The following is a 24,745-nucleotide window of genomic DNA, read 5'->3' on the forward strand; positions in this document are numbered from 1 at the left end:
TGCCTGTTGAAGCCAACCGTAACCGAGTTCGCGTGACCGATTTCCCCGTTTTCCACTGGACCGACGCCGCCGGCGTCGATCATGCCGTGCGCTGGCGCTCCGAGGCCGGCGTGCCGCCGCCCAAGCGTGCGGTGCCCGCCGACGATCGCCTGAACGCCGATGCGGCGTATCGCCTCGCGTGCGAGGGCACCGCGCTCGTGTGGCAAGGCGACTTCCAGAACGCGCGGCAGCTCGTGCACGCCATGGCGCGGCGCGTCGAACGCAAGCCGCGGAAGGCGAAGGCCGCGACCGGCATCGATGCGTTCAACCTGCACCGGCTGGCGCAGTCGCAGCGCGCGCGCACGCTCGGGATGCTGCTGATTCCGCTCGAAGCCGACTATACGATCGCGCTGCGCCGCGCACCCGACGTGCGTGCCGCATGCGAAGAGGCTTACGGCCCCGGCGGCGTGCCGTCGGTCGTGTCGCTGCGCGAGCTGCTCGGGCTCGTCGGCGCGCACGAGTGGCGCAAGAAGGGCGTGCCGATTCCGGCGCTCGGCGGCGCGCCGATTCATCCGCACTACGGCGTGTTTTCGCCGGTGCGCGGCGAATACGTCGAGCTCGTCGCGCGTGCGCCGCTGCCCGCGACGTCGCTCGCGTTCGACGTCGGCACGGGCACCGGTGTGCTCGCGGCGGTGCTCGCGTCGCGCGGCGTGCAGCGCATCGTCGCGACCGACCAGGACGCCCGCGCGCTCGCGTGCGCCCGCGAAAACGTCGCGCGGCTCGGCTACGCGGACCGCGTAGACGTGGTCGAGGCCGACCTGTTCCCGGCCGGCCGTGCGCCGCTCGTCGTCTGCAATCCGCCGTGGGTGCCCGCGCGTCCGAGCGCGCCGATCGAATATGCGGTGTACGACCCGGACAGCCGCATGCTGCGCGGCTTCCTCGCCGGGCTCGCCGACCATCTCGAACCGGGCGGCGAAGGCTGGCTGATCCTGTCCGATTTCGCCGAGCATCTCGGCCTGCGGCCGCGCGACACGCTGCTGCAATGGATCGACGAAGCGGGTCTCGTCGTGCTCGGCCGCGACGACATCCGCCCCGCGCACCCGAAAGCCGCGGACCCGAACGATCCGCTGCATGCGGCGCGCCGCGCCGAGCTCACGTCGCTCTGGCGGCTCGGCGCGCGGGGCTGACCGCGCGTTTTCGGTAAACTGTCGCCATTCCTCACGAATGTCCGCTGCCGGGCCGTGGTCGACCGACTGCGGCCCGGCAGCGCTTCACGATGTCCAACAAGACCTACGAAATCCGTCCGGAGCAGTCCGTCGAACTGCTGAAGGAACTGCACATCCTGACGCGCGACGGCAAGATGAACCAGGACAGCCGCCGCAAGCTGAAGCAGGTCTATCACCTGTTCCAGTTCATCGAGCCGCTGCTCGCCGGCGTGCAGGCCGAGCGCGGCGCGGTGACGCTCGTCGATCACGGCGCCGGCAAGTCGTATCTCGGCTTCATCCTGTACGACCTGTTCTTCAAGCTGCAGCCCGCGCACGGTACGCCGGCGTTCGCGTCGCACGTGTACGGGATCGAGACGCGCGAGGAGCTCGTCGCGCGTTCGGCCGAGCTCGCCGCGCGGCTCGGGTTCGGCGGCATGTCGTTCCTGAACCTGTCGGTCGCCGATTCGATCGCGTCGCCGCAGCTGCCCGCGACGGTCGACGTCGTTACCGCGCTGCACGCGTGCGACACCGCGACCGACGACGCGATCCGCTTCGCGCTCGCGAAACGTGCGCGGCACATCGTGCTCGTGCCGTGCTGCCAGGCGGAAGTCGCCGGCGTGCTGCGCAGGAACAAGGGCAAGTCGCTCGCGAATGCGCTGACCGAGGTGTGGCGGCATCCGCTGCATACGCGTGAATTCGGCAGCCAGATCACCAACGTGCTGCGCTGCCTGCAGCTCGAGGCGCACGGCTATCAGGTCAGCGTGACCGAGCTGGTCGGCTGGGAGCATTCGATGAAGAACGAGCTGATCGTCGCGCAGTACAAGAACCTGCCGCGCCGGCGGCCGGCCGAGCGGCTGAACGAGATTCTCGCGATGTTCGGGCTGGCCGAGCTCAACGAGCGGTTTTTCGTGCCGGAGCTCGCGGCGGTGCGCGGCGAAACCGCCGAGCCGGCTGCCGACTGACGCGCCGGCCTGCCGCGAGGTGCGGCGCATCGGCCGCGATTGCCGGCGCCGCTGCTTCGCGCTTCAGACGTCGTCGCGCGGCCCGCGCATCCATTCCCGCCAGCCGTCGTGGCCGAGGCGGCGCAGCGTTTCCTGGTTTTTTTCGTAGATCGCGGACGCGTCCGGAAACGCGTCGACCGCGCGCGCGATGCTGTCTTCGCGTAGCAGATGCAGGATCGGATACGGCGCGCGGTTCGTGTAGTTTTCGATGTCGTCCGGCTCGCTGCCTTCGAAGCGGTACTGCGGATGAAAGCTCGCGATCTGCAGCACGCCGTCGAGCCGCAGCTGCTGCACGAGCCGGTCCGCGAACGACAGCACGTCGTTGAAGTCGACGAAATCCGCGAACGCGTGCGGATAGATCACGAGCGTCGTGTCGATCTGCTGCGGATCGGCCGCTTCCAGCGCGCGCAGCTCGCTTTCGAGATCGGCGAGCGCGTCTTCGAGCGTCGTCGCTTCGCTGATCGCGTAGCGCACCTGGTCCTTCACGTAGACGCTCTTCGCGAACGGGCACAGATTGAGCCCGATCACCGCGCGTTCGAGCCAGTGCCGCGTCGCGGCGAGGATGTCGTCGTGCTGGGCGGAGCGGGTGTCGGTCATGGCGAAACGGCGGCGGCGAAAGAGCGGCGAAGCGCGCATTGTAGCGGGCGGGCGCGGCCCGTCATGCGCACGCGGCGTCGATCAGCTGCGTGACGAGCGCGGGCGCGGTGCCGATCGGCGTTGCGCCGTGCCGGTACGTCTGGCTCGCCGCGTAGATGCCTTCGAGCACGAGCGCGAGCGCGTCCGCGAGCGCCTTCGGCTGCCGTGCGCCGGCGCCTTCGCACAGCTCGACGATGCGCTTCATCAGCTGTTCCTTGTTCTGCGCGACGCGCTCGCGCGCCGGATGCGACGCGTCCGGAAATTCGGCGGCGACGTTCACGAACGGACAGCCGCGGTAGTCCTTCTGCGTCGCCCGCTCGGCGAGATCGACGAAATACTGGATCAACTGCGCCTTCGGCTGGCCCGGATGCTTCGCGACGCTCGCGTCGAACCGCTCGAAGAAACACGCGTCCATCCGGTCGAGATACGCGAGAATCAGTTCGTCTTTCGACGAGAACTGGCGATACAGGCTCATCTTGTTGACGCCGGCCAGTTCCACGACCGCCTCGACGCCGACCGCGCGCACCCCTTCCTTGTAAAACAGTTCTTCTGCCGCGCGCAGCAGATGCTCCTGGGCGGTGGCGCCGGCGATCGGCCGGCGCGTGCGTCGCGCTTGCGGCTTCGCAGCTTCGATGCCCGACATGATGACCCTCGACCACGTAGATGAATGGCTTGACATGTTACCGACTGGTCACTAGGATCGCAACACAGTTGTGACCGGTTGGTAACAATGCCGGTCGGATCGACAGACGAATGCCAAGCGTCGGCCGGGTCAGCCGATGCGATGTGCGGCGGAGGTGGCCCGGCAGAACGAGACGGACGGGCGTCCACATGCCCGATGCCGTCAACCGGAGAATTCGAACATGAACTGGGCGGTGACACGAATCGGCGGGCGTTTCCACTACGGATGGCTCGCCGCGGCGGTGGTATTCCTGATTCTGCTGGCGGCGGCCGGCACGCGCGCGACGCCGAGCGTGCTGATGGTGCCGCTCGAGCGCGAGCTCGGCTGGAGCCGCGCGACGATTTCGCTGGCGATTTCGGTGAACATCGCGCTGTACGGGCTGACCGGTCCGTTCGCCGCGGCCGCGATGCAGCGCTTCGGGCTGCGTCCGACGATCCTCACCGCGCTCGCGACGATGGCGGCGGGCGTCGCGCTGTCGTCGACGATGACGCAAAGCTGGCAGATGGTCGTGATCTGGGGGCTGATGGTCGGCTGCTCGACCGGCGTGGTCGCGCTGACGCTGTCCGCGACGTTCGTCACGCGCTGGTTCCATGCGCGCCGCGGGCTCGTGATGGGCATCCTGACTGCGAGTACGGCGACCGGCCAGCTCGTGTTCCTGCCGATGCTCGCGGCGATCGCGCAGCGTCACGGCTGGCGGCCGGTCGTGCTCGTCGTCGCGCTGGCCGCCGCGATCGTCATTCCGCTGGTCGCGTTCCTGCTGCCGGAGCGGCCGGCCGACGTGAAGCTGCGTCCGTACGGCGAGCCGGCCGATGCGCCGGCCGCCGCCGATACGACGAAGGAGAATCCGCTTGCGGTCGCGTTCCGCACGCTGCTCACCGCGAGCCGCTCGCGCGACTTCTGGCTGCTGTTCTTCAGCTTCTTCATCTGCGGCGCGAGCACCAACGGCTACGTCGGCACGCATCTGATCGCAATGTGCAGCGACTACGGGATGACGGAAGTGCAGGGTGCGTCGCTGCTCGCCGCGATGGGCGTGTTCGACCTGTTCGGCACGACGCTGTCCGGCTGGCTGTCGGACCGCTACGACAACCGCGTGCTGCTGTTCTGGTATTACGGGCTGCGCGGACTGTCGCTGATCTATCTGCCGCACGCGTTCGGCATCGACTTCTTCGGGCTGCCGCTGTTCGCGATGTTCTACGGGCTCGACTGGATCGCGACCGTGCCGCCGACCGTGCGGCTCGCGACCGACGTGTTCGGCAAGGCCGCGGCGCCGGTCGTGTTCGGCTGGATCGTCGCCGGCCACCAGCTCGGCGCGGCGTTCGCGGCGCTCGGCGCGGGGATGCTGCGCGCGAGCCTCGGCACGTACACGATCGCATCGATGATCTCGGGTGGGCTGTGCATCGTCGGCGCGCTGATCGTGCTGCGGATCAATCGCGGGCCGTCGCGCGCAGCCGCGCAAGCGGCGTGACGCGCGGCGCGGGCGGCCTATCCACGCTCGACGATTTGCATTGCGCGGCGCGGCCGCGCGCGTGTCCGCGCAAGCGGTTATGCTTGCGGTTCGCAGGGCGTTCGCGCCCCTTCACCGATCAGCGAGGAACCGCATGTCTGTCAAACCTGCTCCTACCACCGTTTCGATTCACGAACTGATCGCGGGCCGCTGGAGCCCGCGCGCTTACTCGGACGAACCCGTCAGCGCCGACGATCTGCATGCGGTGCTCGAAGCCGCGCGGTGGGCGCCGTCGGCGTACAACGCGCAGCCGTGGCGCTTCATCGTGTTCGACCGCACGCGCGACGAAGCGGCGTTCAAGCGCGCGTTCGCGACGCTCGTGCCGTTCAACCAGGGCTGGAATGCGCCGGCGCCGGTGCTGATCGCGGTGACCGCGCACACGCTCACGCCGAAGGGCGAACCGGCGCCGACCGCGCTGTACGACGCCGGCGCGGCCGCGATGTCGCTCGTGCTGCAGGCCCATGCGCTGGGCCTGGCCGCGCATCAGATGAGCGGCTTCGATGCGAACGCGTTCCGCGACGCATTCGAGATTCCGGCCGACGTCGCGATCCCGGCGATCATCTCGCTCGGCCACTACGGCAACGTCGACAAGCTCGATCCGGTGCTGCGCGATCGCGAGAAGGCACCGCGCACGCGTCATGCGATCGGCGAGATCGTGTACGCGGGCGCATGGAAGAAGCGCTTCGACGCGGCGGCGTGAGCGTCGAGCGGGCGGCGGGCGCGCGCAGCGCACCCCGTCCGTGCGCATGCCGGCCGGCTGGGTCCGGTACATCGTTGCCGTCGCTCGGCCGGCGGATCGCGCCGGCGGCCCGCCGCCGGTTGTGATCGCGCGGGCTTCGTGTTAAAAAGCCCGTCCTTTCCGTTTTCGCGCCGGCCATGCAGCGGCAACTTCCGATGACTTACTGCGCGATCGATTTCGGCACGTCCAACTCCGCCGTGGCGCTGCCCGATGGCGGCGGCATGCGGCTCGCGCCCGTCGAGGGCGATCATCTGACGCTGCCCACCGCAATCTTCTTCAACAACGACGAGCAGACGGTCGAATACGGCCGCGCGGCGCTCGCGTCGTATATCGACGGCTTCGACGGCCGGCTGATGCGCTCGATGAAGAGCATCCTCGGCTCGCCGCTCGCGGAGACCACGACCGATCTCGGCGACGGCACCGCGATCGCGTACACCGAGGTCATCGCGCGCTTCCTCACGCATCTGAAGCGCAAGGCGGAGGCGCACGCGGGCGCGCCGATCCGGCGCGCGGTGCTTGGCCGGCCGGTGTTCTTCGTCGACGACGATCCGCGCGCGGACCGCCTCGCGCAGGCGCAGCTCGAAGCGGCCGCGCAGTCGGTCGGCTTCGCGGACGTGCATTTCCAGTACGAACCGATCGCGGCGGCGTTCGACTACGAATCGCGTCAGCAGGCCGAGCGCCTCGTGCTCGTCGCGGACATCGGCGGCGGGACGTCCGACTTCTCGCTCGTGCGTGTCGGCCCCGACCGGATGGCGCGCCTCGAACGCAAGGACGACGTGCTCGCGCACCACGGCGTGCATGTCGCCGGCACCGACTATGACCGGCGCGTCGAGCTGTCGGCGATCCTGCCCGCTTTCGGCTATCGCGCGCTGGATCCGGAAGGGCGCGAACTGCCGAACCGCATCTATTTCGATCTGGCGACCTGGCACCTGATCAATACGGTGTACACGCCGAAGCGCCTCGGCGACCTGAAGCTGATGAAGCACCTGTACCTCGATGCGCGCCAGCACGAGCGCCTGCTGCGCGTGGTCGAGCAGCGGCTCGGACATGCGCTGATGGCGCGCGCGGAAGAGGCGAAGATCGGCGTGGCCGCGGGCGGCGAAACGATGATCGATCTGAACGACGTCGAAGAGGATCTGCAGATTGCGTTCGACGCGGATCGTCTCGTCGACGCGAGCCGCGACGACACCGCGCGCATCGTCGACGCGGCGCGCGAGACGGTGCGGCTCGCGGGCATCGCGCCGCGCGACGTCGGCGCGCTGTATTTCACCGGCGGCTCGACCGGGCTCGCGTTTCTGTCGGGCGCGCTCGCCGATGCGTTCCCCGACGCGCAGCCGGTGTTCGGCGATCGGCTCGCGAGCGTCGCGACCGGGCTCGGCATTCACGCGCAACGGCTATTCGGCTGAGCGAATCGCGGCGACGTACCGTGCCGCGATATCGAAATCGCGCAGAAAACAAAAAACCCCGCCGAAGCGGGGTTTTTTACACGAAATCTCGCGCCGACTTAAACCGGGCGGATGTTCGCAGCTTGCAGACCCTTCGGGCCCGTCTTCACTTCGAATTCGACCTTCTGGTTTTCTTGCAGCGTCTTGAAGCCTTCGACGCGGATTTCCGAGAAGTGCGCGAACAGATCGTCGCCGCCGCCTTCCGGGGTGATGAAGCCGAAGCCCTTTGCGTCATTGAACCACTTGACGGTACCGGTTGCCATGTTACTTGTTCCTAAAAAGATAAAACGGGGCCGAAGCCCATGGGGTGCGGAAAATCAAGGAAGGGGGTAATGGGACCAACCGGAGTACCGTTGATGGGCGAACTACGAAAGAACCAATTCACTCGCCACTTGAAATCCTGCGTGGTCCTTTATACGGCCAATTGCTCGCGCGGTCAACCGGATTTCCACGGCATCAGGGTTATTGCGGAGTTTAGAGCTTACAAATATTGCAGACGATGCGAATTTTTTGTAGGGGCCGATCGATTTAGGCGCCAACTCGCAGGTGCAACCGTTAAACTACGCGCCGCGCGGACCGGGTTGCCCCGATCGGGTGGCCCGTCCCCCCAAGAATGTGTGCGCGGTGCGGTCCGAGCCGATCCCGGACCGGCAGCCGACCATGCTTTTTGAGACACAGGAGAGGATGTGAAGAGTTCTATTCAACGGAACATCGGCCCGTTTGCACTGATGCTGACCGGGCTGGGTTCGATTATCGGCTCGGGCTGGCTGTTCGGCGCCTGGAAGGCCGCGAAGATCGCCGGTCCGGCGGCGATCTGCGCGTGGATCATCGGTGCGGTCGTGATTCTCGCGATCGCGCTGACGTACGCCGAGCTCGGCGCGATGTTCCCCGAGTCGGGCGGTATGGTGCGCTATGCACGCTATTCGCACGGTTCGCTGGTGGGCTTCATCAGCGCGTGGGCGAACTGGATCGCGATCGTATCCGTGATCCCGATCGAGGCCGAGGCATCGATCCAGTACATGAGCACGTGGCCTTACGAATGGGCGCACAGCCTGTTCGTGAACGGCGAGCTGACGACACCCGGCCTGCTGCTGTCCGCGGTGCTGGTCGTCATCTACTTCATGCTGAACTACTGGGGCGTGAAGGCGTTCGCGCGCGCGAACACCGCGATCACGATCTTCAAGTTCCTGATTCCCGGCCTCACGATCCTCGGCCTGATGCTGACGAGCTTCCACTCGGAGAACCTCGGCACGTCGTCGAACGCGAGCTTTGCGCCGTACGGCTGGTCGGCCGTACTGACCGCCGTCGCGACGAGCGGCATCGTGTTCGCGTTCAACGGCTTCCAGAGCCCGGTGAACCTCGCCGGCGAAGCGCGCAATCCGGCACGCAGCGTGCCGTTCGCGGTGATTTCGTCGATCCTGCTCGCGCTCGTGATCTACGTGCTGCTGCAGATGGCCTATATCGGTTCGGTCGACCCGGCCGACGTCGCAAAGGGCTGGGCGCACTTCAACTTCTCGTCGCCGTTCGCGGAACTCGCGATCGCGCTGAACCTGAACTGGCTCGCGATCCTGCTGTATGTCGACGCGTTCATCAGCCCGAGCGGCACCGGCACGACGTACATGGCGACCACCACGCGCATGATCTATGCGATGGAGCGCAACAACACGATGCCGAAGATGTTCGGCAACGTGCACCCGATCTACGGTGTGCCGCGCCAGGCGATGTGGTTCAACCTGCTCGTGTCGTTCATCTTCCTGTTCTTCTTCCGCGGCTGGAGCTCGCTCGCGGCGGTGATCTCGGTTGCGACCGTGATCTCGTACCTGACCGGCCCGATCAGCCTGATGGCGCTGCGCCGCGCGGCGACCGACGTCGAGCGTCCGCTGTCGATTCCGCTGATGAAGCTGATCGCGCCGTTCGCGTTCGTGTGCGCGTCGCTGATCCTGTACTGGGCGAAGTGGCCGCTGACCGGCGAAATCATCCTCCTGATGATCGTCGCGCTGCCGCTGTACTTCTACTTCCAGGCGAAGTCCGGCTGGACCGGTTGGGGCGCGGATCTGAAGGCCGCGTGGTGGCTCGTTGCGTATCTGCCGACGATGGCCGTGCTGTCGCTGATCGGCAGCAAGGAGTTCGGCGGTCACGGCTACCTGCCGTACGGCTGGGACATGCTCGTCGTCGCGGCGATCTCGCTGGTGTTCTATTTCTGGGGCGTGAACACCGGTTATCGCACCAAGTATCTCGACGAGCGCGAGTCGCACGACGAAATCCTCGAAGGGATCGGCGTCTGACGACGCTTGGCATGCTGCCGTCGGAATCGGCGGCGGCAGCAACGCAAAAAGCCCGCCCGAGCCATCGCTCGGCGGGCTTTTTGTTTGGCGTCGATGCCGAAAGCGTGCGCGTCAGGGGGCCGCGCTCGCAAACACGTAGTTCGTCATCGCGAGCACGCGCTGGTACGTGCCGAGCGGCTGGATGCCGAGCCGGTAATCGTCGTCCGCCGCGCCGAGTGCGGCAAACACCGGCAGCAGATGCTCGTCGGTCGGATGCATCAGTGCCGCGTGCGGCGCCTGGCGGCGGTAGTCGAGCAGCGCGTCGACGTTGTGCGCGGCGAGCTTCGCTTCGAACCAGTCGGTGAATTCCGCGACACGCGGGTCCGCATCGCCAGGTGCCGCGCCGAAATCGGCGGCGCGCAGATTGTGCGTGATCTGGCCCGAGCCGATCACCATCACGCCTTCGTCACGCAGCGGCCGCAGCGCGCGGCCGACCGCGAAATGGTGCGCCGCATCCGCGCGCGGCTGGATCGACAGCTGCGCGACCGGCACGTCGGCGTCCGGGAACATCAGCAGCATCGGCACCCACGCGCCGTGATCGAGGCCGTGCTCGGCGGTCGCAGTCGCGATGCCCGCCGCGTTCAGCAGCGCCGCCGCGCGTTCGGCGACGGCCGGCGCGCCGGGCGCCGGGTAACGAATTTCGTACAGCGCGCGAGGAAAGCCGTAGAAGTCGTGGATCGTCTGCGGTTGTGCGGCGACGCTCGCGACCGGCTGCTGCGTGCCCCAGTGCGCGGACAGCATCAACACCGCGCGCGGGCGCGGCAGTTCGGCGCCGAGCTGCGTGAACGCATTGGACGGCAATGCAGGGTCGATTGGCAGCGTCGGCGCGCCGTGGGACAGGTAAAGCGACGGCAAGCGGTTCATGGGGAAGGCCTGAGAAGGGGGTTGCCCGTCACTATAGGCTCACACCGGACATTGATAAATCAAGCGCGTGGAATTTGATTGAATCTCGATTGTTGATAATCGGCGCGGAGTGAACGCGGACCGATGAACGCGTGCATTCGCGCCGCGGGATCGCCCGTGAATGCGTGGAAATCGACGAAGATATGCGAAGAACTTCGCAGAACGCGCTTGAGCGCGTCGATCAGTGCGCGGGCCGAATGCCGGTCCACGGCGTCGTCAGCGGCGCGCCGAGCGCGAACAGGTCGAGCACGCGCGTGACCGTCTGATCGACCAGTTCGTCGATCGTCTTCGGCATCGCGTAAAACGCCGGCAAAGGCGGGAAGACGATGCCGCCCATTTCGGTAACAGCCGTCATGTTGCGCAGATGCGCGAGGTTGAACGGCGTTTCGCGCACCATCAGCACGAGCCGGCGGCGCTCCTTCAGCGTGACGTCGGCCGCGCGTGTGATCAGATTGTCGGACAGCCCGTGCGCGACGCTCGCGAGCGTCTTCATCGAGCACGGCGCGATCACCATTCCGTCGGTCGCGAACGAGCCGGACGCGATCGTCGCGCCGACGTCGCGCACCGAATGCACGACGTCCGCACGGCTTTCGACGTCAGCCTTCGACAATTTCAGTTCGTGCTGGATGTTGAGCCAGCCGGCGTTCGAAATCAGCAGATGCGTTTCGACGCCGCCGGCGGCGCGCAGCAGCTCGAGCAGCCGTACGCCGTAGATCGCGCCGGTTGCGCCGGTGATCGCGACGATCAGCCGGCGCGGCGGCGCGCTGGAAGAAGCCATTGGAACGCGGGGCGGCAGCGGGGCGGTGTTACGCGGCGGCGAACAGCTGCTGCAGTTCGCCCGACTGGTACATCTCCATCATGATGTCCGAGCCGCCGATGAATTCGCCCTTCACGTAAAGCTGCGGGATGGTCGGCCAGTTCGAGAACGCCTTGATCCCCTGGCGGATTTCTTCGTCCTCGAGCACGTTGACCGTCTTGAACTGGTCGACGCCGCAGGCTTTCAGCACCTGCACGGCGCGGCCGGAAAAGCCGCACATCGGAAATTGCGCGTTGCCCTTCATGAAGAGCACGACCGGATTTTCGTCGACGATTTGCTTGATGCGTTGTTGGGTGTCCATGACTGACCTTGCGTTTGCGGGGCGTTAGGACGAAATGATAGCGGATTTCAACCGGACAGGCCGCGCGTCAGCCCGGCAGCCGGCCGCCGGTCGTACGTTCGATCGCGGCCAGATCGGCGAGCGATTCGACCGCGACGAAGCCGTGCGACGTCAGCAGCGTGCGCACGGCTTCGGCATGATCGTAGCCGTGCTCGATCCACAGCGTGCCGCCCGGCTTCAGGTACGTGCCGGCGCCCGCGACGATCGTGCGGATCGCGCTCAGGCCGTCGGCGTCGTCGGTGAGCGCGCCGCGCGGCTCGAAGCGCAGGTCGCCCTGCGCGAGATGCGGATCGTGCTGCGCGATGTACGGCGGATTGCTGACGATCGCGTCGAATACGGGCGCCGCGTCGAGCGCCGTGTACCAGTCGCTCTGCAGCCAGTGCAGCGGGCCGCCGGGACGATGCGGGTCGAGCAGTTTGTCCGCGTTGCGGCGCGCGACCGCGAGCGCCGCCGGCGAGCGATCGAGCGCCCAGACGCGCGCGTCCGGACGTTCGGCCGCAATCGAAACGGCGATCGCGCCGCTACCCGTGCCGAGGTCGAGCACGGCCGGATACGGCAGCCCGTCGATTGCGTCGAGCGCGGCTTCGACGAGCAGTTCGGTTTCAGGGCGCGGAATCAGCACGTCGGGCGTCACGTCGAACGGCCGGCCGAAGAATTCGCGCACGCCGACCAGTTGCGCGACCGGTTCGCCCGCCGCGCGGCGCGCTTCGAGCGCGCGGTAGCGTTCGATCGCGGCGGCGTCGAGCGGCTCGTCGCCGCGCGTGATCAGCTGCGTGCGGGTCCAGCCGAGCGCATGCGCGAGCAGCACGCGCGCATCGACCGCGTCGAGCGGCGACGCGCGCAGCAGTTCGTCGGCGGTGGTCGCGGACATCGCGGCCTCAGTCGGCGTCGCCGAGCGACGCAAGCAGTTCGGCCTGATGCTCGCTGACGAGCGCGCCGATCAGTTCGTCGAGATCGCCGTCCATGATCGCTTCGAGCCGGTACAGCGTCAGGTTGATCCGATGGTCGGTCATCCGGCCCTGCGGGAAGTTGTACGTGCGGATCCGCTCCGAGCGGTCGCCCGAACCGATCAGGCTCTTGCGCGTCGCTGCTTCCTTCGCGTGCTGCTCGTGGTACTGCTTGTCCTTGATGCGCGCGGCGAGCACCTTCAGCGCACGATCCTTGTTCTTGTGCTGCGAGCGATCGTCCTGGCATTCGACGACGATCCCGGTCGGGATGTGCGTGACGCGCACCGCCGAATCCGTCTTGTTGATGTGCTGGCCGCCGGCGCCCGACGCACGGAACGTGTCGATCCGCAGATCGGCCGGATTGATCTCGACTTCGCCGATCTCGTCCGCTTCCGGCATCACCGCGACCGTGCACGCCGACGTATGGATGCGCCCCTGCGTCTCGGTGGCCGGCACGCGCTGCACGCGATGGCCGCCCGATTCGAACTTCAGACGCGAATACGCACCCTGGCCCGCGATCCGCACGATGACTTCCTTGTAGCCGCCCAGATCCGACGGACTCTCCGACATCATCTCGACCTGCCAGCGCTGGCGTTCCGCGAAGCGCAGGTACATACGCAGCAGATCGCCGGCGAACAGCGCCGATTCGTCGCCGCCGGTGCCCGCGCGGATTTCGAGGAAGATGTTGCGGTCGTCGTTCGGATCCTTCGGCAGCAGCATCTTCTGCAGTTCGAGCTCGAGACGCGCCATCCGGTCGCGCGCGCTGCGGATCTCGTCTTCGGCGAAATCGCGCATCGACGGATCGGCGAGCAGTTCCTGCGCGGCGGTCTCGTCGCTGCGCGACTGACGCCACAGCGCGTATTGCTCGACGACCGGGCCGAGTTCCGCGTGTTCGCGCGTCAGCTTGCGATACTGGTCGAGGTCGGCCGTGACGTTTTCGCGGCTCAGCAGTTCGTTCAGTTCGGCCAGCCGAGTGGACAGCTGGTCGAGCTTGCGTTGCATGCTCGTCTTCATGGTGTGGAGCGGCGCTCCCGGGCAAGGAGTATTCGGAAAGGATAGGCCGGCCTGCGGCCGGCGGCGGAGCAGCCGGGCGGCGCTAGTGGCCGGACTGGTCGTTCGAGCGCGGCGCGTGCTGGTAGAAGCCGCGCATCAGCTCGATCAGCGAATCGCGATCGGCGCCGTTCACGCGATTGAGCGCGCTCGTCGGGCCGTGGATCAGCTTGTTGGTCAGCGCCTGCGACAGCGCTTCAAGCACGGCAGCCGGATCGTCGCCGCGCGCGAGCATCCTCTGTGCCTTCTCGACTTCGGCGCGGCGCAGCGCGTCGGCCTGCGTATGCATGTGACGAATCACCGGCACGACGCTGCGCGTGTCGAGCCATTGCATGAAGTTCTGCACGCGCGTCTCGATGATCGCCTCGGCCTGCGCGACCGCGGCCTGGCGCGACGCGCTGCCTTCGCGCACGATCGCGCCGAGATCGTCGACGGTGTAGAGGAACACGTCCTTCAGCTTGCCGACTTCCGGCTCGATGTCGCGCGGCACTGCGAGATCGACCATGAAGATCGGCCGATGGCGGCGCGCCTTCACCGCGCGTTCGACTGCGCCGAGGCCGATGATCGGCAGCGTCGACGCCGTGCACGACACGACGATGTCGAACTCGTGCATGCGCGTCGGCAGATCGGACAGCGGCATCGCGCGGCCGTTGAAGCGTTCGGCGAGCCGCTGGCCGCGTTCTGCGGTACGGTTCGCGACCACCAGCTCGCGCGGGCCCTGTGCGGCAAAATGCGTCGCGCAGAGCTCGATCATCTCGCCGGCACCGATGAACAGCACGCGCTGATCGGACACCTTTTCGAAGATTCGCTGCGCGAGGCGCACCGCAGCGGCGGCCATCGATACCGACTGCGCGCCGATCTCGGTCGTGCCGCGCACTTCCTTCGCGACCGCGAACGTGCGCTGGAACAGCTGGTTCAGATAAGTGCCGAGCGCGCCGGCTTCCGACGCGGTGCGCACCGCATCCTTCATCTGGCCCAGAATCTGCGTTTCACCAAGAACCATCGAATCGAGGCCCGACGCGACGCGAAACGCGTGTCGAACCGCTTCGGACTGCGGCAGCGCATAGACGTGCGGCGCGAGTTCGTCGACCGGAATCCGGTGGTACTCGGACAGCCAACGCAGCGCACCTTCGCGCGCCGCGCGATCGTCGGTCGCGCAGTACAGCTCGGTGCGGTTGCAGGTGGACAGGATCGCCGCTTCGGGCGTGTTCGGCGCTTGGCGGCCGAGGAAGACGTTCTTGAACGTGACGAGAGCCGGCTTGATCTGCTCGAGCGGAAACGCCACGCGTTCGCGCAAGGCGACAGGCGCAGTGTGGTGATTGATTCCGATCGTGAGGAGTTGCATATCGAGGGCTATCGTTTAGCCCCGTATTATAGCGGCTCGACGATTTCCTCACTCGCAGCGTAGCGCGCGTCCGCGTGACGCGGACGCGAATTTGGGGGCTCGATCGGCACGCGGTCGAGCTGGTAGCCGAAGCCATATAGCGGCAAAAGCCGGTATCCGCGTTCCGGAAGCAAGCGCAGCTTGCTGCGCAATCGGGACGCGTGCGTGTCGAGCGTGCGCGACTTCATGTCGCGGCGACGCGCCCACACTGTTTCGAGGATATGTGCGCGCGACACCGGCCGGGACAGGTTCGCGAACAGCAACTGCGCGAACCGGAACTCCTTCGGCGTGAGTGCGACGATCGTGTTATCGAAGCGCACGAGGCTGTGCGTCGCATCGAACGCGTATTCGCCATACATTTCGCGCGAGCGGTTCGGCGGCCGCCGAACGCCTGCGCGCCGGCTCAGCGCATTCACTCGCGCCAGCAGTTCGGGCCCGCTGACCGGTCGCACGATGCAGTCGTCGGCACCCGCGTGCAGGCACGACACGATCTCGCTTTCGCGCGGCACTTGCATCACGGCGATCGCCGGCAACCCGGGCAGGATCGACTGCGCGCGCGGAATGACTTCCTCGGCCGGCTGATCGCCGGCCCAGTGGCTCGCGATCAGCATGTCGCAGGTGTCGGCGGCGAGCCATTCGAAGAATGCGGCGCTGCACGTAAACGGATGGCACACGTGACCTCCCGCAAAGAGCAGCCGGTTCAGCAGCGCAGCGTGACGCGCCTCCGGATCGATCAGAGCGATTCGCATGACTGTTTCTTCAATACGGCAGCCGGTGCGCGCTTGCCATAACGCCGAGTCGGCCCCTAAACTCGAACGTTCGCGGCACCGTGCTGATCTCAGGTTCTATGAATGAATCGATGCTAGCCGCTGCTAACGTTCACGCCTATGGGACGAATCTGAATTTATAGAAGGCGTCGAATGAACTGGTTTGGAATCGTTGTCCTGGGAGCGGCGGTCGGGCTGCTCGGCCGGTGGCTGCATCCGATGCGGCGCTCCGCTCGGCCCGCGTGGTGGATCGCCGTGCTCGTCGGCATTGCGGCCGCCGTTGCCGCGCGCATGGCCGGCAATCTCTCGGGACTGTTTTACGACGGCGAGACGCTCGAATGGCCGGTCTGCACCGGCGCCGCGTTCCTCGCCGTAGCCGTGACGGTCGCGCTGTCGGCTCGTCGCTGAACGCTCTCAGGTGAAATCATGAATGCCCGTCTTCCCGAAGTCTCGTCGGTGCCGGCCCGTCTCGCGCTGCTGCGCGGCGCGATGGCCCGCGAGAACCTGGCCGCCTATCTCGTGCCGTCCGCCGATCCTCATCTGTCCGAATACCTGCCCGAGCGCTGGCAGGCGCGCCGCTGGCTGTCCGGTTTCACGGGCTCGGTCGGCACGCTCGTCGTGACGGCGGATTTCGCCGGCCTGTGGGTCGACAGCCGCTACTGGGTGCAGGCCGAAACCGAGCTCGCGGGCACGGGCGTGCAGCTGATGAAGATGACGGGCGGGCAGCAGAGCGCGCCGCACGTCGACTGGCTCGCGCAGAACGTGCCGTCCGGCGCGACGGTGGGCGTCGACGGCGCCGTGCTCGGCGTCGCGGCGGCACGCGCTGACCGCGGCGCTCGACGCGCAAGGCATCGCGCTGCGTACCGATCTCGACTTGCTCGACGCGATCTGGCCGGAGCGGCCGGGGCTGCCCGGCGATCCCGTCTTCGAGCACGCGGCGCCGCAGGCCGACACGACGCGTGCGAGCAAGCTCGCGGAAGTGCGGCGCGCGATGCACGCGCACGGCGCGCAGTGGCATTTCGTGTCGACGCTCGACGATCTCGCGTGGCTCTTCAATCTTCGCGGCGCCGACGTGAACTTCAATCCGGTATTCGTTGCGCACGCAATGATCGGGATCGACCGGGCGATGCTGTTCGTCGCCGACGGCAAGGTGTCGCCGGCACTTGCCGCGTCGCTCGCGCAGGACGGCGTCGACGTGCGTCCGTACGGCGATGCGCGCGCGTCACTCGCGGCGCTGCCCGCCGGCACGACGCTGCTCGTCGATCCGCGCCGTGTGACGTTCGGCACGCTCGAAGCCGTGCCGGCCGGCGTGAAGCTGATCGAGGCGGTGAATCCGTCGACGTTCGCGAAGTCGCGCAAGACGGCCGCCGAAATCGAGCACGTACGCGTGACGATGGAACACGACGGTGCGGCGCTCGCCGAATTCTTCGCGTGGTTCGAGCAGGCGGTGAACCGCGAGACGATCACCGAGCTGACGATCGACGACAAGCTGACCGCCGCGCGTGCGCGGCGCCCCGGCTACGTGTCGCCGAGCTTCGCGACGATCGCGGGCTTCAACGCGAACGGCGCGATGCCGCACTATCGCGCGACGCCGGAGTCGCACGCGACGATCGCCGGCGACGGCCTGCTGCTCGTCGATTCGGGCGGACAGTATGTGACCGGCACGACCGACATCACGCGCGTCGTGCCGGTCGGCACGGTCGGCGACCTGCAGCGGCGCGACTTCACGATCGTGCTGAAGGCGATGATGGCGCTGTCGCGCGCGCGGTTCCCGCGCGGCATCCGTTCGCCGATGCTCGACGCGATCGCGCGCGCGCCGATGTGGGCGGCCGGGCTCGACTACGGCCACGGCACCGGCCACGGCGTCGGCTATTTCCTGAACGTGCACGAAGGCCCGCAAGTCATCTCGCACTATGCGCCGGCCGAATCGTACACGGCGATGGAAGAGGGGATGATCACGTCGATCGAGCCGGGTGTTTACCGGCCCGGTCAATGGGGCATCCGGATCGAGAATCTGGTCGTGAACCGCGCAGCCGGGCAGACCGAGTTCGGCGATTTCCTCGCGTTCGAGACGTTGACGCTGTGCCCGATCGACACGCGCTGCGTGCTGATCGAGATGCTGCACGACGAAGAGCGCGCGTGGCTGAACGCGTATCACGCGACGGTGCGCGAGCGTGTCGGCCGGCACGTGAGCGGCGACGCGAAGGCGTGGCTCGACGCGCGCACGCAGCCGATTTGACGAGCAGCACGAGCGCGGCCGGCGGGCGGCCGCGCGGCGACGAGGACAACCGATGACGGATACCGCGGTGATCGTGGTCGACATGCAATGCGGGCTGGTGCAGCGGGCGCGGCCTGCGTACCGGCTCGACGAAGTCGTGTCGGGCATCAACCGGCTGACGGCGGCCGCGCGCGCGGCGCACGCGCCCGTATGCTTCGTGCAGCACGACGGGGACGCCGGCGACGACATCGTGCCCGGCACGCCGGGCTGGGAACTGCATGCGGCGCTGACCGTCGACGCAGGCGACTGGCGCATACGCAAGCGGATGAGCGACGCGTTCCACGATACGCCGCTCGCCGCGCAGCTCGAGCGTCACCGCGTGCGGTCGGTGCTGATCTGCGGCTATGCGACCGAGTTCTGCGTCGATTCGGCCGCGCGCCGGGCGGCGTCGCTCGGCTATCGGACGACCGTCGTGTCGGACCTGCATACGACGAACGAGCGCGCGCACCTGTCGGCCGCACAGATCGTCGCGCATCACCACTTCATCTGGGAAAACAATTCGCTGTCGGGCAACGCCGTGACGCCGCGTCCGCTTGCCGACGTGCTCGCGACGGAGTTTGCATGACGATCAAGGCAGTGGTGTTCGATTTCGGCGGCGTGCTGATCGACTGGAGCCCCGAGTACCTGTACCGGAAACTGATTCCGGACGCGGACGAGCGTCGCTGGTTTCTCACGCACGTGTGCGCGATGGACTGGGTGGTGCGTCAGGACGGCGGGCAGACGATCGACGAAGGGACGAACGAACTCGTCGCGAAGTTTCCGGAGCACGAAGCGCTGATCCGCGCGTTCTATGCGCGCTGGCACGAGATGATCGGCGGCGTGCTCGACGAAGGCGCGGCGCTCGTCGAGCGGCTCGACGCGCAGCGGATGCCGCTGTTCGGGCTGACGAACTGGTCCGCGCAGACGTTTCCGTACGCATGGGAAAACTTCCCGATCCTGCGCCGCTTCAAGGACATCGTCGTGTCCGGCCACGTGAAGCTCGTGAAGCCCGATCCGGCGATCTACCGGGCCATGCACGCGCGGATCGAACCGCATCTTCCCGGCGTCGCGCCGCACGAACTGGTGTTCATCGACGACAACGCGAAGAACGCCGCCGCCGCGACCGCGCTCGGTTGGCACGGGATCCATCACACGAGCGCGGCGGCGACCGAGGCGCGGCTGCGCGAACTGGGCGCGCTCGCGTGAGCCCGCACGGCTGAATGAACGAAACCCCGCGCTGCGGGCAACGCGGGGTTTCGGTTCAGCAGGGCCGCTTGCGCGGCGCCCGTTCCGTTTTCCTTTTCGCCGCACGGCGGCGCCCGGCGGATTCGCGTTGCCGCGAACCGGCTGCGACCCCGCCGCCCGTCGGTCAGCGGCTGATCGGCTTGTAGCGGATCCGCTTCGGCTTCGCGGCTTCCTCGCCGAGGCGCGCACGCTTGTCGGCCTCGTATTCCTGGTAGTTGCCGTCGAAGAACGTGACCTGCGAATCGCCTTCGAACGCGAGGATGTGCGTCGCGATCCGGTCGAGGAACCAGCGGTCGTGCGAGATCACCATCACCGAGCCCGCGAACTCGAGCAGCGCGTCTTCGAGCGCGCGCAGCGTTTCGACGTCGAGGTCGTTCGACGGTTCGTCGAGCAGCAGCACGTTGCCGCCGGAGATCAGCGTCTTCGCGAGGTGCAGACGGCCGCGTTCGCCGCCGGACAGGTTGCCGACGATCTTCTGCTGGTCGCCGCCCTTGAAGTTGAAGCGGCCGATGTACGCACGCGACGGCGTTTCGTACTTGCCGACCGTCAGCACGTCGGCGCCGCCGGAGATTTCCTCGAACACCGTCTTCGAGCCGTCGAGCGCATCGCGGCTCTGGTCGACGTACGCGAGCTTCACGGTCGGGCCCGTCACGATCTCGCCCGAATCCGGCTGCTCCTTGCCGGTGATCATCCGGAACAGCGTCGACTTGCCGGCGCCGTTCGGGCCGATGATCCCGACGATCGCGCCCGGCGGAATCTTGAAGCTCAGGTTGTCGATCAGCAGGCGGTCGCCGTACGACTTGCTGACGTTCTTGAACTCGATCACTTCATTGCCGAGGCGGTCGCCGACCGGAATGAAGATTTCCTGCGTCTCGTTGCGCTTCTGGTATTCCTGGCTGTTCAGCTCCTCGAAGCGCGCGATACGTGCCTTCGACTTCGCCTGCCGGCCCTTCGGGTTCTGGCGCACCCACTCCAGCTCCTTCTTGATCGCCTTCTGGCGCGCCGATTCCGCAGCCTCTTCCTGCTTCAGGCGCTCTTCCTTCTGGTCGAGCCAGCTGCTGTAGTTGCCCTTCCACGGAATGCCGTGGCCGCGGTCGAGCTCGAGAATCCACTCGGCCGCGTTGTCGAGGAAGTAGCGATCGTGCGTGACGGCGACGACCGTACCCGGAAAGCGCACGAGGAACTGCTCGAGCCAGTCGACCGATTCGGCATCGAGGTGGTTGGTCGGTTCGTCGAGCAGCAGCATGTCGGGCTTCTCGAGCAGCAGCTTGCACAGCGCGACGCGGCGCTTTTCGCCGCCGGACAGATGCTCGATCTTCGCGTCCCACGGCGGCAGGCGCAGCGCATCGGCGGCCACTTCGAGCTGCTGCTCGGGGCTGCCGCCGTCGCTCGACGCGAGGATCGCCTCGTATTTCGCCTGCTCGGCCGCGAGCGCGTCGAAGTCGGCGTCCGGCTCCGCGTACGCCGCGTAGATTTCCTCGAGCTTCTTGTTCGCCTGGAATAGCTCGCCGAGGCCTTCCTCGACCGCCTCGCGCACCGTCTTGCTCGGGTCGAGCTGCGGTTCCTGCGGCAGATAGCCGATGTTCAGGTTCGGCATCGGCGTCGCTTCGCCTTCGATGTCCTTGTCGACGCCCGCCATGATGCGGATCAGCGTCGACTTGCCCGAGCCGTTCAGGCCGAGCACGCCGATCTTCGCGCCGGGAAAGAACGACAGCGAGATGTCCTTCAGGATCTGGCGCTTGGGCGGCACGATCTTGCCGACCCGGTTCATCGTGAAAACGTATTGGGCCATTTCGGTGTGAAGTCAGAAGTGGTTGAGACGGCCGCGCAGCGCGCGGGCGTGGCGGCGTCGGGTGATTCGGTACGGAGCGGCCGCGCGGTGCGCGGCGGTGTGCCGCGTGCGGCGACGCGAACGGCTATTGTACTTCGGCGCCGGCCGCCGCCGACACGGCGCGGCCGTTCGGCCAGGCCGCGTTCACAGCCACTCGGCGACGCCGCCGTGTCCCGAGCACGTGCCGCGCCGGTGGCGGCTGAAGCTGTACGCGCCGTCGCGGCAGCGCGCACTTGCGCCTTCGGGCACGCGGCCCGATTTCGAACGCGCGGGCGCGTGCACGCTGTCGCCGTCGCGGTTGCGATACGTATCGTGGCGGTCGAGATCGGCTTCGTCGCCGTAGCCGGGCGATGCGCGGTACGCGTGCGCCGGATCGGACAGCGGCGCGCATGCGGCGAACAGCGCGACCGACAAGGCTGCGATGCGCATCGCGCGGCGGAGCAGGGCGGGCATGGTCTTCTCGGGATGTTGTTATCGGACGGCGCGATGGCCGTGGGCTGCATGTTAGCGGATCGGCAGACGAGCGGGATCAGCGAACCGTCGCGGAGCGGCCGCCGCGCGTGCTGCCGGAGCGCGCTACGTCGTGCCGGACATCGACGCCGCGTCGTCTGCCCGCGCGGCGTCGAGTATCCATTCGCGAAACGCGGCGACCTTGTTCCGTTCCGCATGATGCGGCGGGTAGACGAGGTAGTACGCGAAATCGTCGAGCCGTGCGACGTCGGCGAGCTGCACGAGCCGGCCGTCCGCGAGCTCGCCGCGCACCATCGCGGCCGGCAGCAGCCCGGCGCCTTGCCCGGCGACGATCGCCTGCAGCAGCAGGCTCGCATCGTCGAACGCGGGGCCGCGCGGCGGGCCGAAGTCGTCGATCCGCTGCGCGTCGAACCAGACGTGCCAGCCTTTGCGCTCGGCATCGTGCAGATGCGGCCAGCTGACGAGGTCGGCCGGCGTGCGCGGCATGCCGAGCCGTGCGACGAGGTCCGGCGACGCGAGCGCGACGATCTCCACCGTCAGCAGGTGCTCGCTGCACAGGCCGACGTAGCGGCCGAGGCCGTGGCGGATCGCGACGTCCACGCCGTCGCGCGCGAAATCCGCCAATGCATGGCTCGCGACGATCTGCAGGTCGATGTCCGGACATGCGTGCCGGAACTGGCCAAGACGCGGCACCAGCCACGCGGATGCGAAAAACGGCGTGACGCTGACCGTCAGCACGCCGCTGTCGGCCGCGCCGGACACGCGCTGCGACGCATCGGCGATCTGCCGGAACGCGTTGCGCACGGGCGGCAGGTAGTCGCGACCCGCGGCCGTCAGCAGGATGCCGCGGTTCACGCGTTCGAACAGCTGCACGCCGAGATGCGTCTCGAGCGTGCGGATCATCTGGCTCACCGCGCCCGGCGTGACCGACAGTTCTTCGGCGGCGGACTTCACCGACAGGTGGCGAGCGGCGGCCTCGAATGCGCGCAGCGCGTTCAGCGGCGGCAGGCGGGAACGGTTCATTCAGTTTTTCTAAATCGAAAGGCCGACGAAATATCGTTTGAGGCGCTGTACACGCGCGAGTAACGTGGGAACGTCGGATCGCGTTGCCGACGTCGCCGTGGCGGCGGGCGATGCGATCAACATAGTTCAACTATATCCGTGGCGCAAATCCGGACGCCGCCATGGCGGCCGGTACGCCCGGGAGGAGCATCGTGATGAATCGTCTGCGCGCGTCGCGCGTGTTCTACGGCTGGTACGTGGTCGCCGCCGCGTTCGCCGTCACGTTCGTCGGGTTCGGCAGCGCCTATACGTTCAGCGCGTTCGTCGAGCCGCTGCAGCGGGACTTCGCCGCGTCGCGCGGACAGATCTCGCTCGTGTTCTCGCTTGCCGGCTTCCTGTATTTCGGTTTCGGCATCGTCAGCGGACCGCTCGCCGACCGCTTCGGCTCGCGGCGGCTCGCCGTGGCCGGCATGCTGCTGACGGCCGCCGGACTCGCGGCGGCCGGCGCCGCGCGCACGCTGCTGCAGGTGTATGCGGCGTACGGGCTGGGGGTCGGCCTGGGTGTCGGGTGCGCGTACGTGCCGGCCGTCGGCGCCGTGCAGCGCTGGTTCGTGCGTCGACGCGGCTTTGCGTCGGGGCTCGCGGTCGCCGGGATCGGCGTCGGGACGCTCGCGATGCCGCCGCTCGCATCCGCGCTGATCGCGCATCTCGGCTGGCGCGGCGCGTACTTCACGCTGGCGGCGATCGCGGTCGTGTTCGGCGCCGGCATGTCGCTGCTGATCGAGAACGATCCGCGCGGGCGCGGGCTGCTGCCGGATGGCGATGTCGCGCGCGAGCCGGCAGGCGACCCGCGCCGCGCGGGCGATCGCCGCGCGGCGCACGGACATGCTGAGTCGGGCGCGACGGTCGCGCACGATCGAGCCGACGCGCCGGCCGTTGCCGCCGCGTCGGCGCCGGCCGGCGCATCGGTGCGTGAAGCCGTCATGTCGCGGCCGTTTGCGAGCCTTTACGCCGCATGCCTCGTATGCTCGTTCGGCGTGTTCGTGCCGTTCGTGCATCTGGTGCCGTATGCGGTCGATCGCGGCGTCGCGCCGACGACGGCCGTGCTGCTGCTTGGCGCGATCGGCGTCGGCAGTACGGCCGGCCGCTTCTTTCTCGGCGGCGTCGCGGATCGCTTCGGCCGCCGCGCGTCGCTGCTCGCGATGTTCGCGGGCATGGCGGCTGCGCTCGTCGGCTGGGCGGCGGCCGGGACGGCCGCGACGCTCGCCGCGTTCGCACTCGTGTTCGGCGTGTTCTACGGCGGCTGGGTCGCCGTGCTGCCTGCCGTCGTGATGGACTACTTCGGCGGCCGCAACGTGAGCGCGATCATCGGCGTGCTGTACACGAGCGTCGCGTTCGGCACGCTGATCGGGCCGGCCGCCGCCGGTTTCGTCTACGACGCCGGCGGCGGCTATCTGGTGCCGATCGTCGCGAGCGCCGCCACGAACGCGATTGCGTTCGCGATCGTTGCGACGACCGGACGCGCGCCGGTGCGCGCGCATGCGGCCGGTCGATAGGCGCTTCGCGAACTCGCGGCGAAGGACCGCGGAGTCGCGACTTCGAACGCACCGAAGAAACGCATCGTGACGTCCGACCAAGTGGAAGATCGCGCCGGCATGGCGGGCGGCGACGATTACAGGTGCTGCGGCGCGCGTGCGCTGACGATAAGGGCACGATGCTCGCGCGGCTGCATGACGACGACACGTTCGTCGTGAACTGCATTGGCGCGGACGAGCGCGCGCTTGGCTGATCGAATCGGCGCCGCGCGTCATGACATGGCCGATCACGATGCGAGCACGCGATCGTGCTGGTCCCGCTATCGGCCGCGCATCCGGCGCGCTGAAAAAGCCGCTTCTGTAGCGAACGGCAAGCGATCGTATCGCGCGAATGGTGCGCTGACCGGCAGCGCGACGCGGCCTGAAAACGATGCGACGAATGGCCGGCGGCAATGTCGATGCCGCGCCGCACGGGCGTCAGAAGCGGCCTCAAAGCTGCATTCGGGTCGCATCGACTCGCGTCGATGTAACCAGTGGTTCCATCGAAATTCTTCAATTGGTTCTTAGTGAAGAACCGTTTGGTGCTTACACTCCTTCGCTTCGAAGGCGGCTGACCTGCAGCCGACGGACCGGGCGCCCGCGATGCGCCGGCGCGCTGCGCGCCGCATCGCTTCGCAGCTT

Annotated in this window: 23 protein-coding genes and 1 pseudogene; 11 read left to right on the forward strand and 13 right to left on the reverse strand. The window is 67.6% G+C overall.

Going from position 1 to position 24,745, the window contains the following annotated elements; all coding sequences use genetic code 11:
- Nucleotides 1–32: 32 nt before the first annotated feature.
- Entirely contained in the window at nucleotides 33–1,166 is a 1,134-nt protein-coding gene (locus BUB20358_RS10690; RefSeq protein ID WP_035973137.1) for a methyltransferase, read from the forward strand.
- Nucleotides 1,167–1,255: 89 nt separating this feature from the next.
- Nucleotides 1,256–2,146 (forward strand): class I SAM-dependent methyltransferase, encoded by an 891-nt coding sequence (locus BUB20358_RS10695; protein ID WP_006765312.1) that lies wholly within the window; start codon nucleotides 1,256–1,258, stop codon nucleotides 2,144–2,146.
- Nucleotides 2,147–2,209: 63 nt separating this feature from the next.
- Here BUB20358_RS10695 and BUB20358_RS10700 read toward each other — a convergent pair whose 3' ends face one another.
- Complete coding sequence (locus tag BUB20358_RS10700; RefSeq protein WP_035973136.1) at nucleotides 2,210–2,782, reverse strand: DUF1415 domain-containing protein; 573 nt, start codon at nucleotides 2,780–2,782, stop codon at nucleotides 2,210–2,212.
- A gap of 61 nt (nucleotides 2,783–2,843) precedes the next feature.
- Nucleotides 2,844–3,464, reverse strand: coding sequence for a TetR/AcrR family transcriptional regulator (locus BUB20358_RS10705; RefSeq protein WP_006765310.1), 621 nt, complete (start codon nucleotides 3,462–3,464; stop codon nucleotides 2,844–2,846).
- A 220-nt stretch (nucleotides 3,465–3,684) separates the two neighbouring features.
- Between BUB20358_RS10705 and BUB20358_RS10710 the strand changes: the two genes are divergently transcribed.
- The 3 genes from BUB20358_RS10710 (at nucleotide 3,685) to BUB20358_RS10720 (ending at nucleotide 7,152) form a co-directional block, all read left to right on the forward strand.
- Nucleotides 3,685–4,968 (forward strand): MFS transporter, encoded by a 1,284-nt coding sequence (locus tag BUB20358_RS10710; RefSeq protein WP_035973134.1) that lies wholly within the window; start codon nucleotides 3,685–3,687, stop codon nucleotides 4,966–4,968.
- Between the two features lie 133 nt (nucleotides 4,969–5,101).
- Nucleotides 5,102–5,707 (forward strand): nitroreductase family protein, encoded by a 606-nt coding sequence (locus tag BUB20358_RS10715; RefSeq protein WP_035973132.1) that lies wholly within the window; start codon nucleotides 5,102–5,104, stop codon nucleotides 5,705–5,707.
- Between the two features lie 194 nt (nucleotides 5,708–5,901).
- Nucleotides 5,902–7,152 carry an Hsp70 family protein gene (locus BUB20358_RS10720; protein ID WP_045552539.1) on the forward strand — a complete coding sequence of 417 codons (1,251 nt, stop codon included), beginning with the start codon at nucleotides 5,902–5,904 and terminating at the stop codon, nucleotides 7,150–7,152.
- 98 nt (nucleotides 7,153–7,250) lie between these two features.
- Here BUB20358_RS10720 and BUB20358_RS10725 read toward each other — a convergent pair whose 3' ends face one another.
- Nucleotides 7,251–7,454 (reverse strand): cold-shock protein, encoded by a 204-nt coding sequence (locus BUB20358_RS10725; protein ID WP_006477070.1) that lies wholly within the window; start codon nucleotides 7,452–7,454, stop codon nucleotides 7,251–7,253.
- A gap of 423 nt (nucleotides 7,455–7,877) precedes the next feature.
- On the opposite strand from BUB20358_RS10725, the gene BUB20358_RS10730 reads away from it, so the two are divergent.
- The gene (locus BUB20358_RS10730) at nucleotides 7,878–9,476 is read left to right on the forward strand and encodes an APC family permease (RefSeq protein WP_006765307.1); all 1,599 of its coding nucleotides are present in this window, start codon (nucleotides 7,878–7,880) and stop codon (nucleotides 9,474–9,476) included.
- Nucleotides 9,477–9,587: 111 nt separating this feature from the next.
- Here the strand turns inward: BUB20358_RS10730 and BUB20358_RS10735 are convergent, their stop codons facing one another.
- The 7 genes from BUB20358_RS10735 to BUB20358_RS10765 all read right to left on the reverse strand — a co-directional run bounded on the left by BUB20358_RS10735 (nucleotide 9,588) and on the right by BUB20358_RS10765 (nucleotide 15,705).
- A complete protein-coding gene (locus tag BUB20358_RS10735; RefSeq protein ID WP_006765306.1) occupies nucleotides 9,588–10,379 on the reverse strand; it encodes a DODA-type extradiol aromatic ring-opening family dioxygenase in 792 nt (263 codons plus the stop codon).
- A gap of 220 nt (nucleotides 10,380–10,599) precedes the next feature.
- The gene (locus tag BUB20358_RS10740) at nucleotides 10,600–11,196 is read right to left on the reverse strand and encodes a UbiX family flavin prenyltransferase (protein ID WP_006765305.1); all 597 of its coding nucleotides are present in this window, start codon (nucleotides 11,194–11,196) and stop codon (nucleotides 10,600–10,602) included.
- 28 nt (nucleotides 11,197–11,224) lie between these two features.
- Nucleotides 11,225–11,536, reverse strand: coding sequence for a Grx4 family monothiol glutaredoxin (gene grxD / locus BUB20358_RS10745; protein ID WP_006765304.1), 312 nt, complete (start codon nucleotides 11,534–11,536; stop codon nucleotides 11,225–11,227).
- A gap of 67 nt (nucleotides 11,537–11,603) precedes the next feature.
- Nucleotides 11,604–12,446 (reverse strand): peptide chain release factor N(5)-glutamine methyltransferase, encoded by an 843-nt coding sequence (gene prmC, locus BUB20358_RS10750; RefSeq protein ID WP_006765303.1) that lies wholly within the window; start codon nucleotides 12,444–12,446, stop codon nucleotides 11,604–11,606.
- Nucleotides 12,447–12,453: 7 nt separating this feature from the next.
- A complete protein-coding gene (prfA, locus tag BUB20358_RS10755) occupies nucleotides 12,454–13,536 on the reverse strand; it encodes a peptide chain release factor 1 (RefSeq protein WP_006765302.1) in 1,083 nt (360 codons plus the stop codon).
- A gap of 82 nt (nucleotides 13,537–13,618) precedes the next feature.
- Nucleotides 13,619–14,917 carry a glutamyl-tRNA reductase gene (gene hemA, locus BUB20358_RS10760; RefSeq protein WP_006765301.1) on the reverse strand — a complete coding sequence of 433 codons (1,299 nt, stop codon included), beginning with the start codon at nucleotides 14,915–14,917 and terminating at the stop codon, nucleotides 13,619–13,621.
- 26 nt (nucleotides 14,918–14,943) lie between these two features.
- A complete protein-coding gene (locus tag BUB20358_RS10765) occupies nucleotides 14,944–15,705 on the reverse strand; it encodes a response regulator transcription factor (RefSeq protein ID WP_006765300.1) in 762 nt (253 codons plus the stop codon).
- 171 nt (nucleotides 15,706–15,876) lie between these two features.
- Between BUB20358_RS10765 and BUB20358_RS10770 the strand changes: the two genes are divergently transcribed.
- The 4 genes and pseudogenes from BUB20358_RS10770 to BUB20358_RS10785 all read left to right on the forward strand — a co-directional run bounded on the left by BUB20358_RS10770 (nucleotide 15,877) and on the right by BUB20358_RS10785 (nucleotide 19,186).
- On the forward strand, nucleotides 15,877–16,131 hold the full coding sequence (locus BUB20358_RS10770) for a hypothetical protein (RefSeq protein WP_006765299.1): 255 nt from the start codon (nucleotides 15,877–15,879) through the stop codon (nucleotides 16,129–16,131).
- A gap of 18 nt (nucleotides 16,132–16,149) precedes the next feature.
- Nucleotides 16,150–17,962, forward strand: a pseudogene (locus tag BUB20358_RS10775) (aminopeptidase P family protein).
- A gap of 52 nt (nucleotides 17,963–18,014) precedes the next feature.
- The gene (locus tag BUB20358_RS10780) at nucleotides 18,015–18,566 is read left to right on the forward strand and encodes an isochorismatase family protein (protein WP_006765297.1); all 552 of its coding nucleotides are present in this window, start codon (nucleotides 18,015–18,017) and stop codon (nucleotides 18,564–18,566) included.
- Complete coding sequence (locus BUB20358_RS10785; RefSeq protein WP_006765296.1) at nucleotides 18,563–19,186, forward strand: HAD family hydrolase; 624 nt, start codon at nucleotides 18,563–18,565, stop codon at nucleotides 19,184–19,186. The genes BUB20358_RS10780 and BUB20358_RS10785 overlap by 4 nt, the downstream gene beginning before the upstream one ends.
- 163 nt (nucleotides 19,187–19,349) lie before the next feature.
- On the opposite strand, the gene ettA is transcribed toward BUB20358_RS10785, so the two are convergent.
- The 3 genes from ettA to gcvA form a co-directional block, all read right to left on the reverse strand.
- Nucleotides 19,350–21,017, reverse strand: a complete 1,668-nt coding sequence (ettA, locus tag BUB20358_RS10790) for an energy-dependent translational throttle protein EttA (RefSeq protein WP_035973122.1) — start codon at nucleotides 21,015–21,017, stop codon at nucleotides 19,350–19,352.
- A gap of 183 nt (nucleotides 21,018–21,200) precedes the next feature.
- The gene (locus BUB20358_RS10795) at nucleotides 21,201–21,509 is read right to left on the reverse strand and encodes a DUF3761 domain-containing protein (protein ID WP_006765294.1); all 309 of its coding nucleotides are present in this window, start codon (nucleotides 21,507–21,509) and stop codon (nucleotides 21,201–21,203) included.
- 123 nt (nucleotides 21,510–21,632) lie between these two features.
- The gene (gcvA, locus tag BUB20358_RS10800) at nucleotides 21,633–22,550 is read right to left on the reverse strand and encodes a transcriptional regulator GcvA (RefSeq protein ID WP_006765293.1); all 918 of its coding nucleotides are present in this window, start codon (nucleotides 22,548–22,550) and stop codon (nucleotides 21,633–21,635) included.
- Between the two features lie 194 nt (nucleotides 22,551–22,744).
- Here gcvA and BUB20358_RS10805 point away from each other — a divergent pair, with 194 nt between their 5' ends.
- Nucleotides 22,745–24,085, forward strand: a complete 1,341-nt coding sequence (locus BUB20358_RS10805) for an MFS transporter (RefSeq protein ID WP_035973433.1) — start codon at nucleotides 22,745–22,747, stop codon at nucleotides 24,083–24,085.
- Nucleotides 24,086–24,745: the final 660 nt, after the last annotated feature.

Source organism: Burkholderia dolosa, assembly GCF_902499135.1.
Taxonomy (GTDB): Bacteria; Pseudomonadota; Gammaproteobacteria; order Burkholderiales; family Burkholderiaceae; genus Burkholderia; species Burkholderia dolosa.

Bases quoted from the DNA above. Each gene is read 5' to 3' on its own strand.
- hemA (WP_006765301.1), bottom strand. From the start codon at position 14,917: ATGCAACTCCTCACGATCGGAATCAATCACCACACTGCGCCTGTCGCC.
- BUB20358_RS10785 (WP_006765296.1), top strand. From the start codon at position 18,563: ATGACGATCAAGGCAGTGGTGTTCGATTTCGGCGGCGTGCTGATCGAC.
- BUB20358_RS10805 (WP_035973433.1), top strand. From the start codon at position 22,745: ATGAATCGTCTGCGCGCGTCGCGCGTGTTCTACGGCTGGTACGTGGTC.
- BUB20358_RS10725 (WP_006477070.1), bottom strand. From the start codon at position 7,454: ATGGCAACCGGTACCGTCAAGTGGTTCAATGACGCAAAGGGCTTCGGC.
- prmC (WP_006765303.1), bottom strand. From the start codon at position 12,446: ATGTCCGCGACCACCGCCGACGAACTGCTGCGCGCGTCGCCGCTCGAC.
- BUB20358_RS10695 (WP_006765312.1), top strand. From the start codon at position 1,256: ATGTCCAACAAGACCTACGAAATCCGTCCGGAGCAGTCCGTCGAACTG.
- gcvA (WP_006765293.1), bottom strand. From the start codon at position 22,550: ATGAACCGTTCCCGCCTGCCGCCGCTGAACGCGCTGCGCGCATTCGAG.
- grxD (WP_006765304.1), bottom strand. From the start codon at position 11,536: ATGGACACCCAACAACGCATCAAGCAAATCGTCGACGAAAATCCGGTC.
- BUB20358_RS10740 (WP_006765305.1), bottom strand. From the start codon at position 11,196: ATGGCTTCTTCCAGCGCGCCGCCGCGCCGGCTGATCGTCGCGATCACC.
- prfA (WP_006765302.1), bottom strand. From the start codon at position 13,536: ATGAAGACGAGCATGCAACGCAAGCTCGACCAGCTGTCCACTCGGCTG.
- BUB20358_RS10770 (WP_006765299.1), top strand. From the start codon at position 15,877: ATGAACTGGTTTGGAATCGTTGTCCTGGGAGCGGCGGTCGGGCTGCTC.
- BUB20358_RS10780 (WP_006765297.1), top strand. From the start codon at position 18,015: ATGACGGATACCGCGGTGATCGTGGTCGACATGCAATGCGGGCTGGTG.
- BUB20358_RS10720 (WP_045552539.1), top strand. From the start codon at position 5,902: ATGACTTACTGCGCGATCGATTTCGGCACGTCCAACTCCGCCGTGGCG.
- BUB20358_RS10765 (WP_006765300.1), bottom strand. From the start codon at position 15,705: ATGCGAATCGCTCTGATCGATCCGGAGGCGCGTCACGCTGCGCTGCTG.
- BUB20358_RS10700 (WP_035973136.1), bottom strand. From the start codon at position 2,782: ATGACCGACACCCGCTCCGCCCAGCACGACGACATCCTCGCCGCGACG.
- ettA (WP_035973122.1), bottom strand. From the start codon at position 21,017: ATGGCCCAATACGTTTTCACGATGAACCGGGTCGGCAAGATCGTGCCG.
- BUB20358_RS10735 (WP_006765306.1), bottom strand. From the start codon at position 10,379: ATGAACCGCTTGCCGTCGCTTTACCTGTCCCACGGCGCGCCGACGCTG.
- BUB20358_RS10710 (WP_035973134.1), top strand. From the start codon at position 3,685: ATGAACTGGGCGGTGACACGAATCGGCGGGCGTTTCCACTACGGATGG.
- BUB20358_RS10715 (WP_035973132.1), top strand. From the start codon at position 5,102: ATGTCTGTCAAACCTGCTCCTACCACCGTTTCGATTCACGAACTGATC.
- BUB20358_RS10795 (WP_006765294.1), bottom strand. From the start codon at position 21,509: ATGCCCGCCCTGCTCCGCCGCGCGATGCGCATCGCAGCCTTGTCGGTC.
- BUB20358_RS10705 (WP_006765310.1), bottom strand. From the start codon at position 3,464: ATGTCGGGCATCGAAGCTGCGAAGCCGCAAGCGCGACGCACGCGCCGG.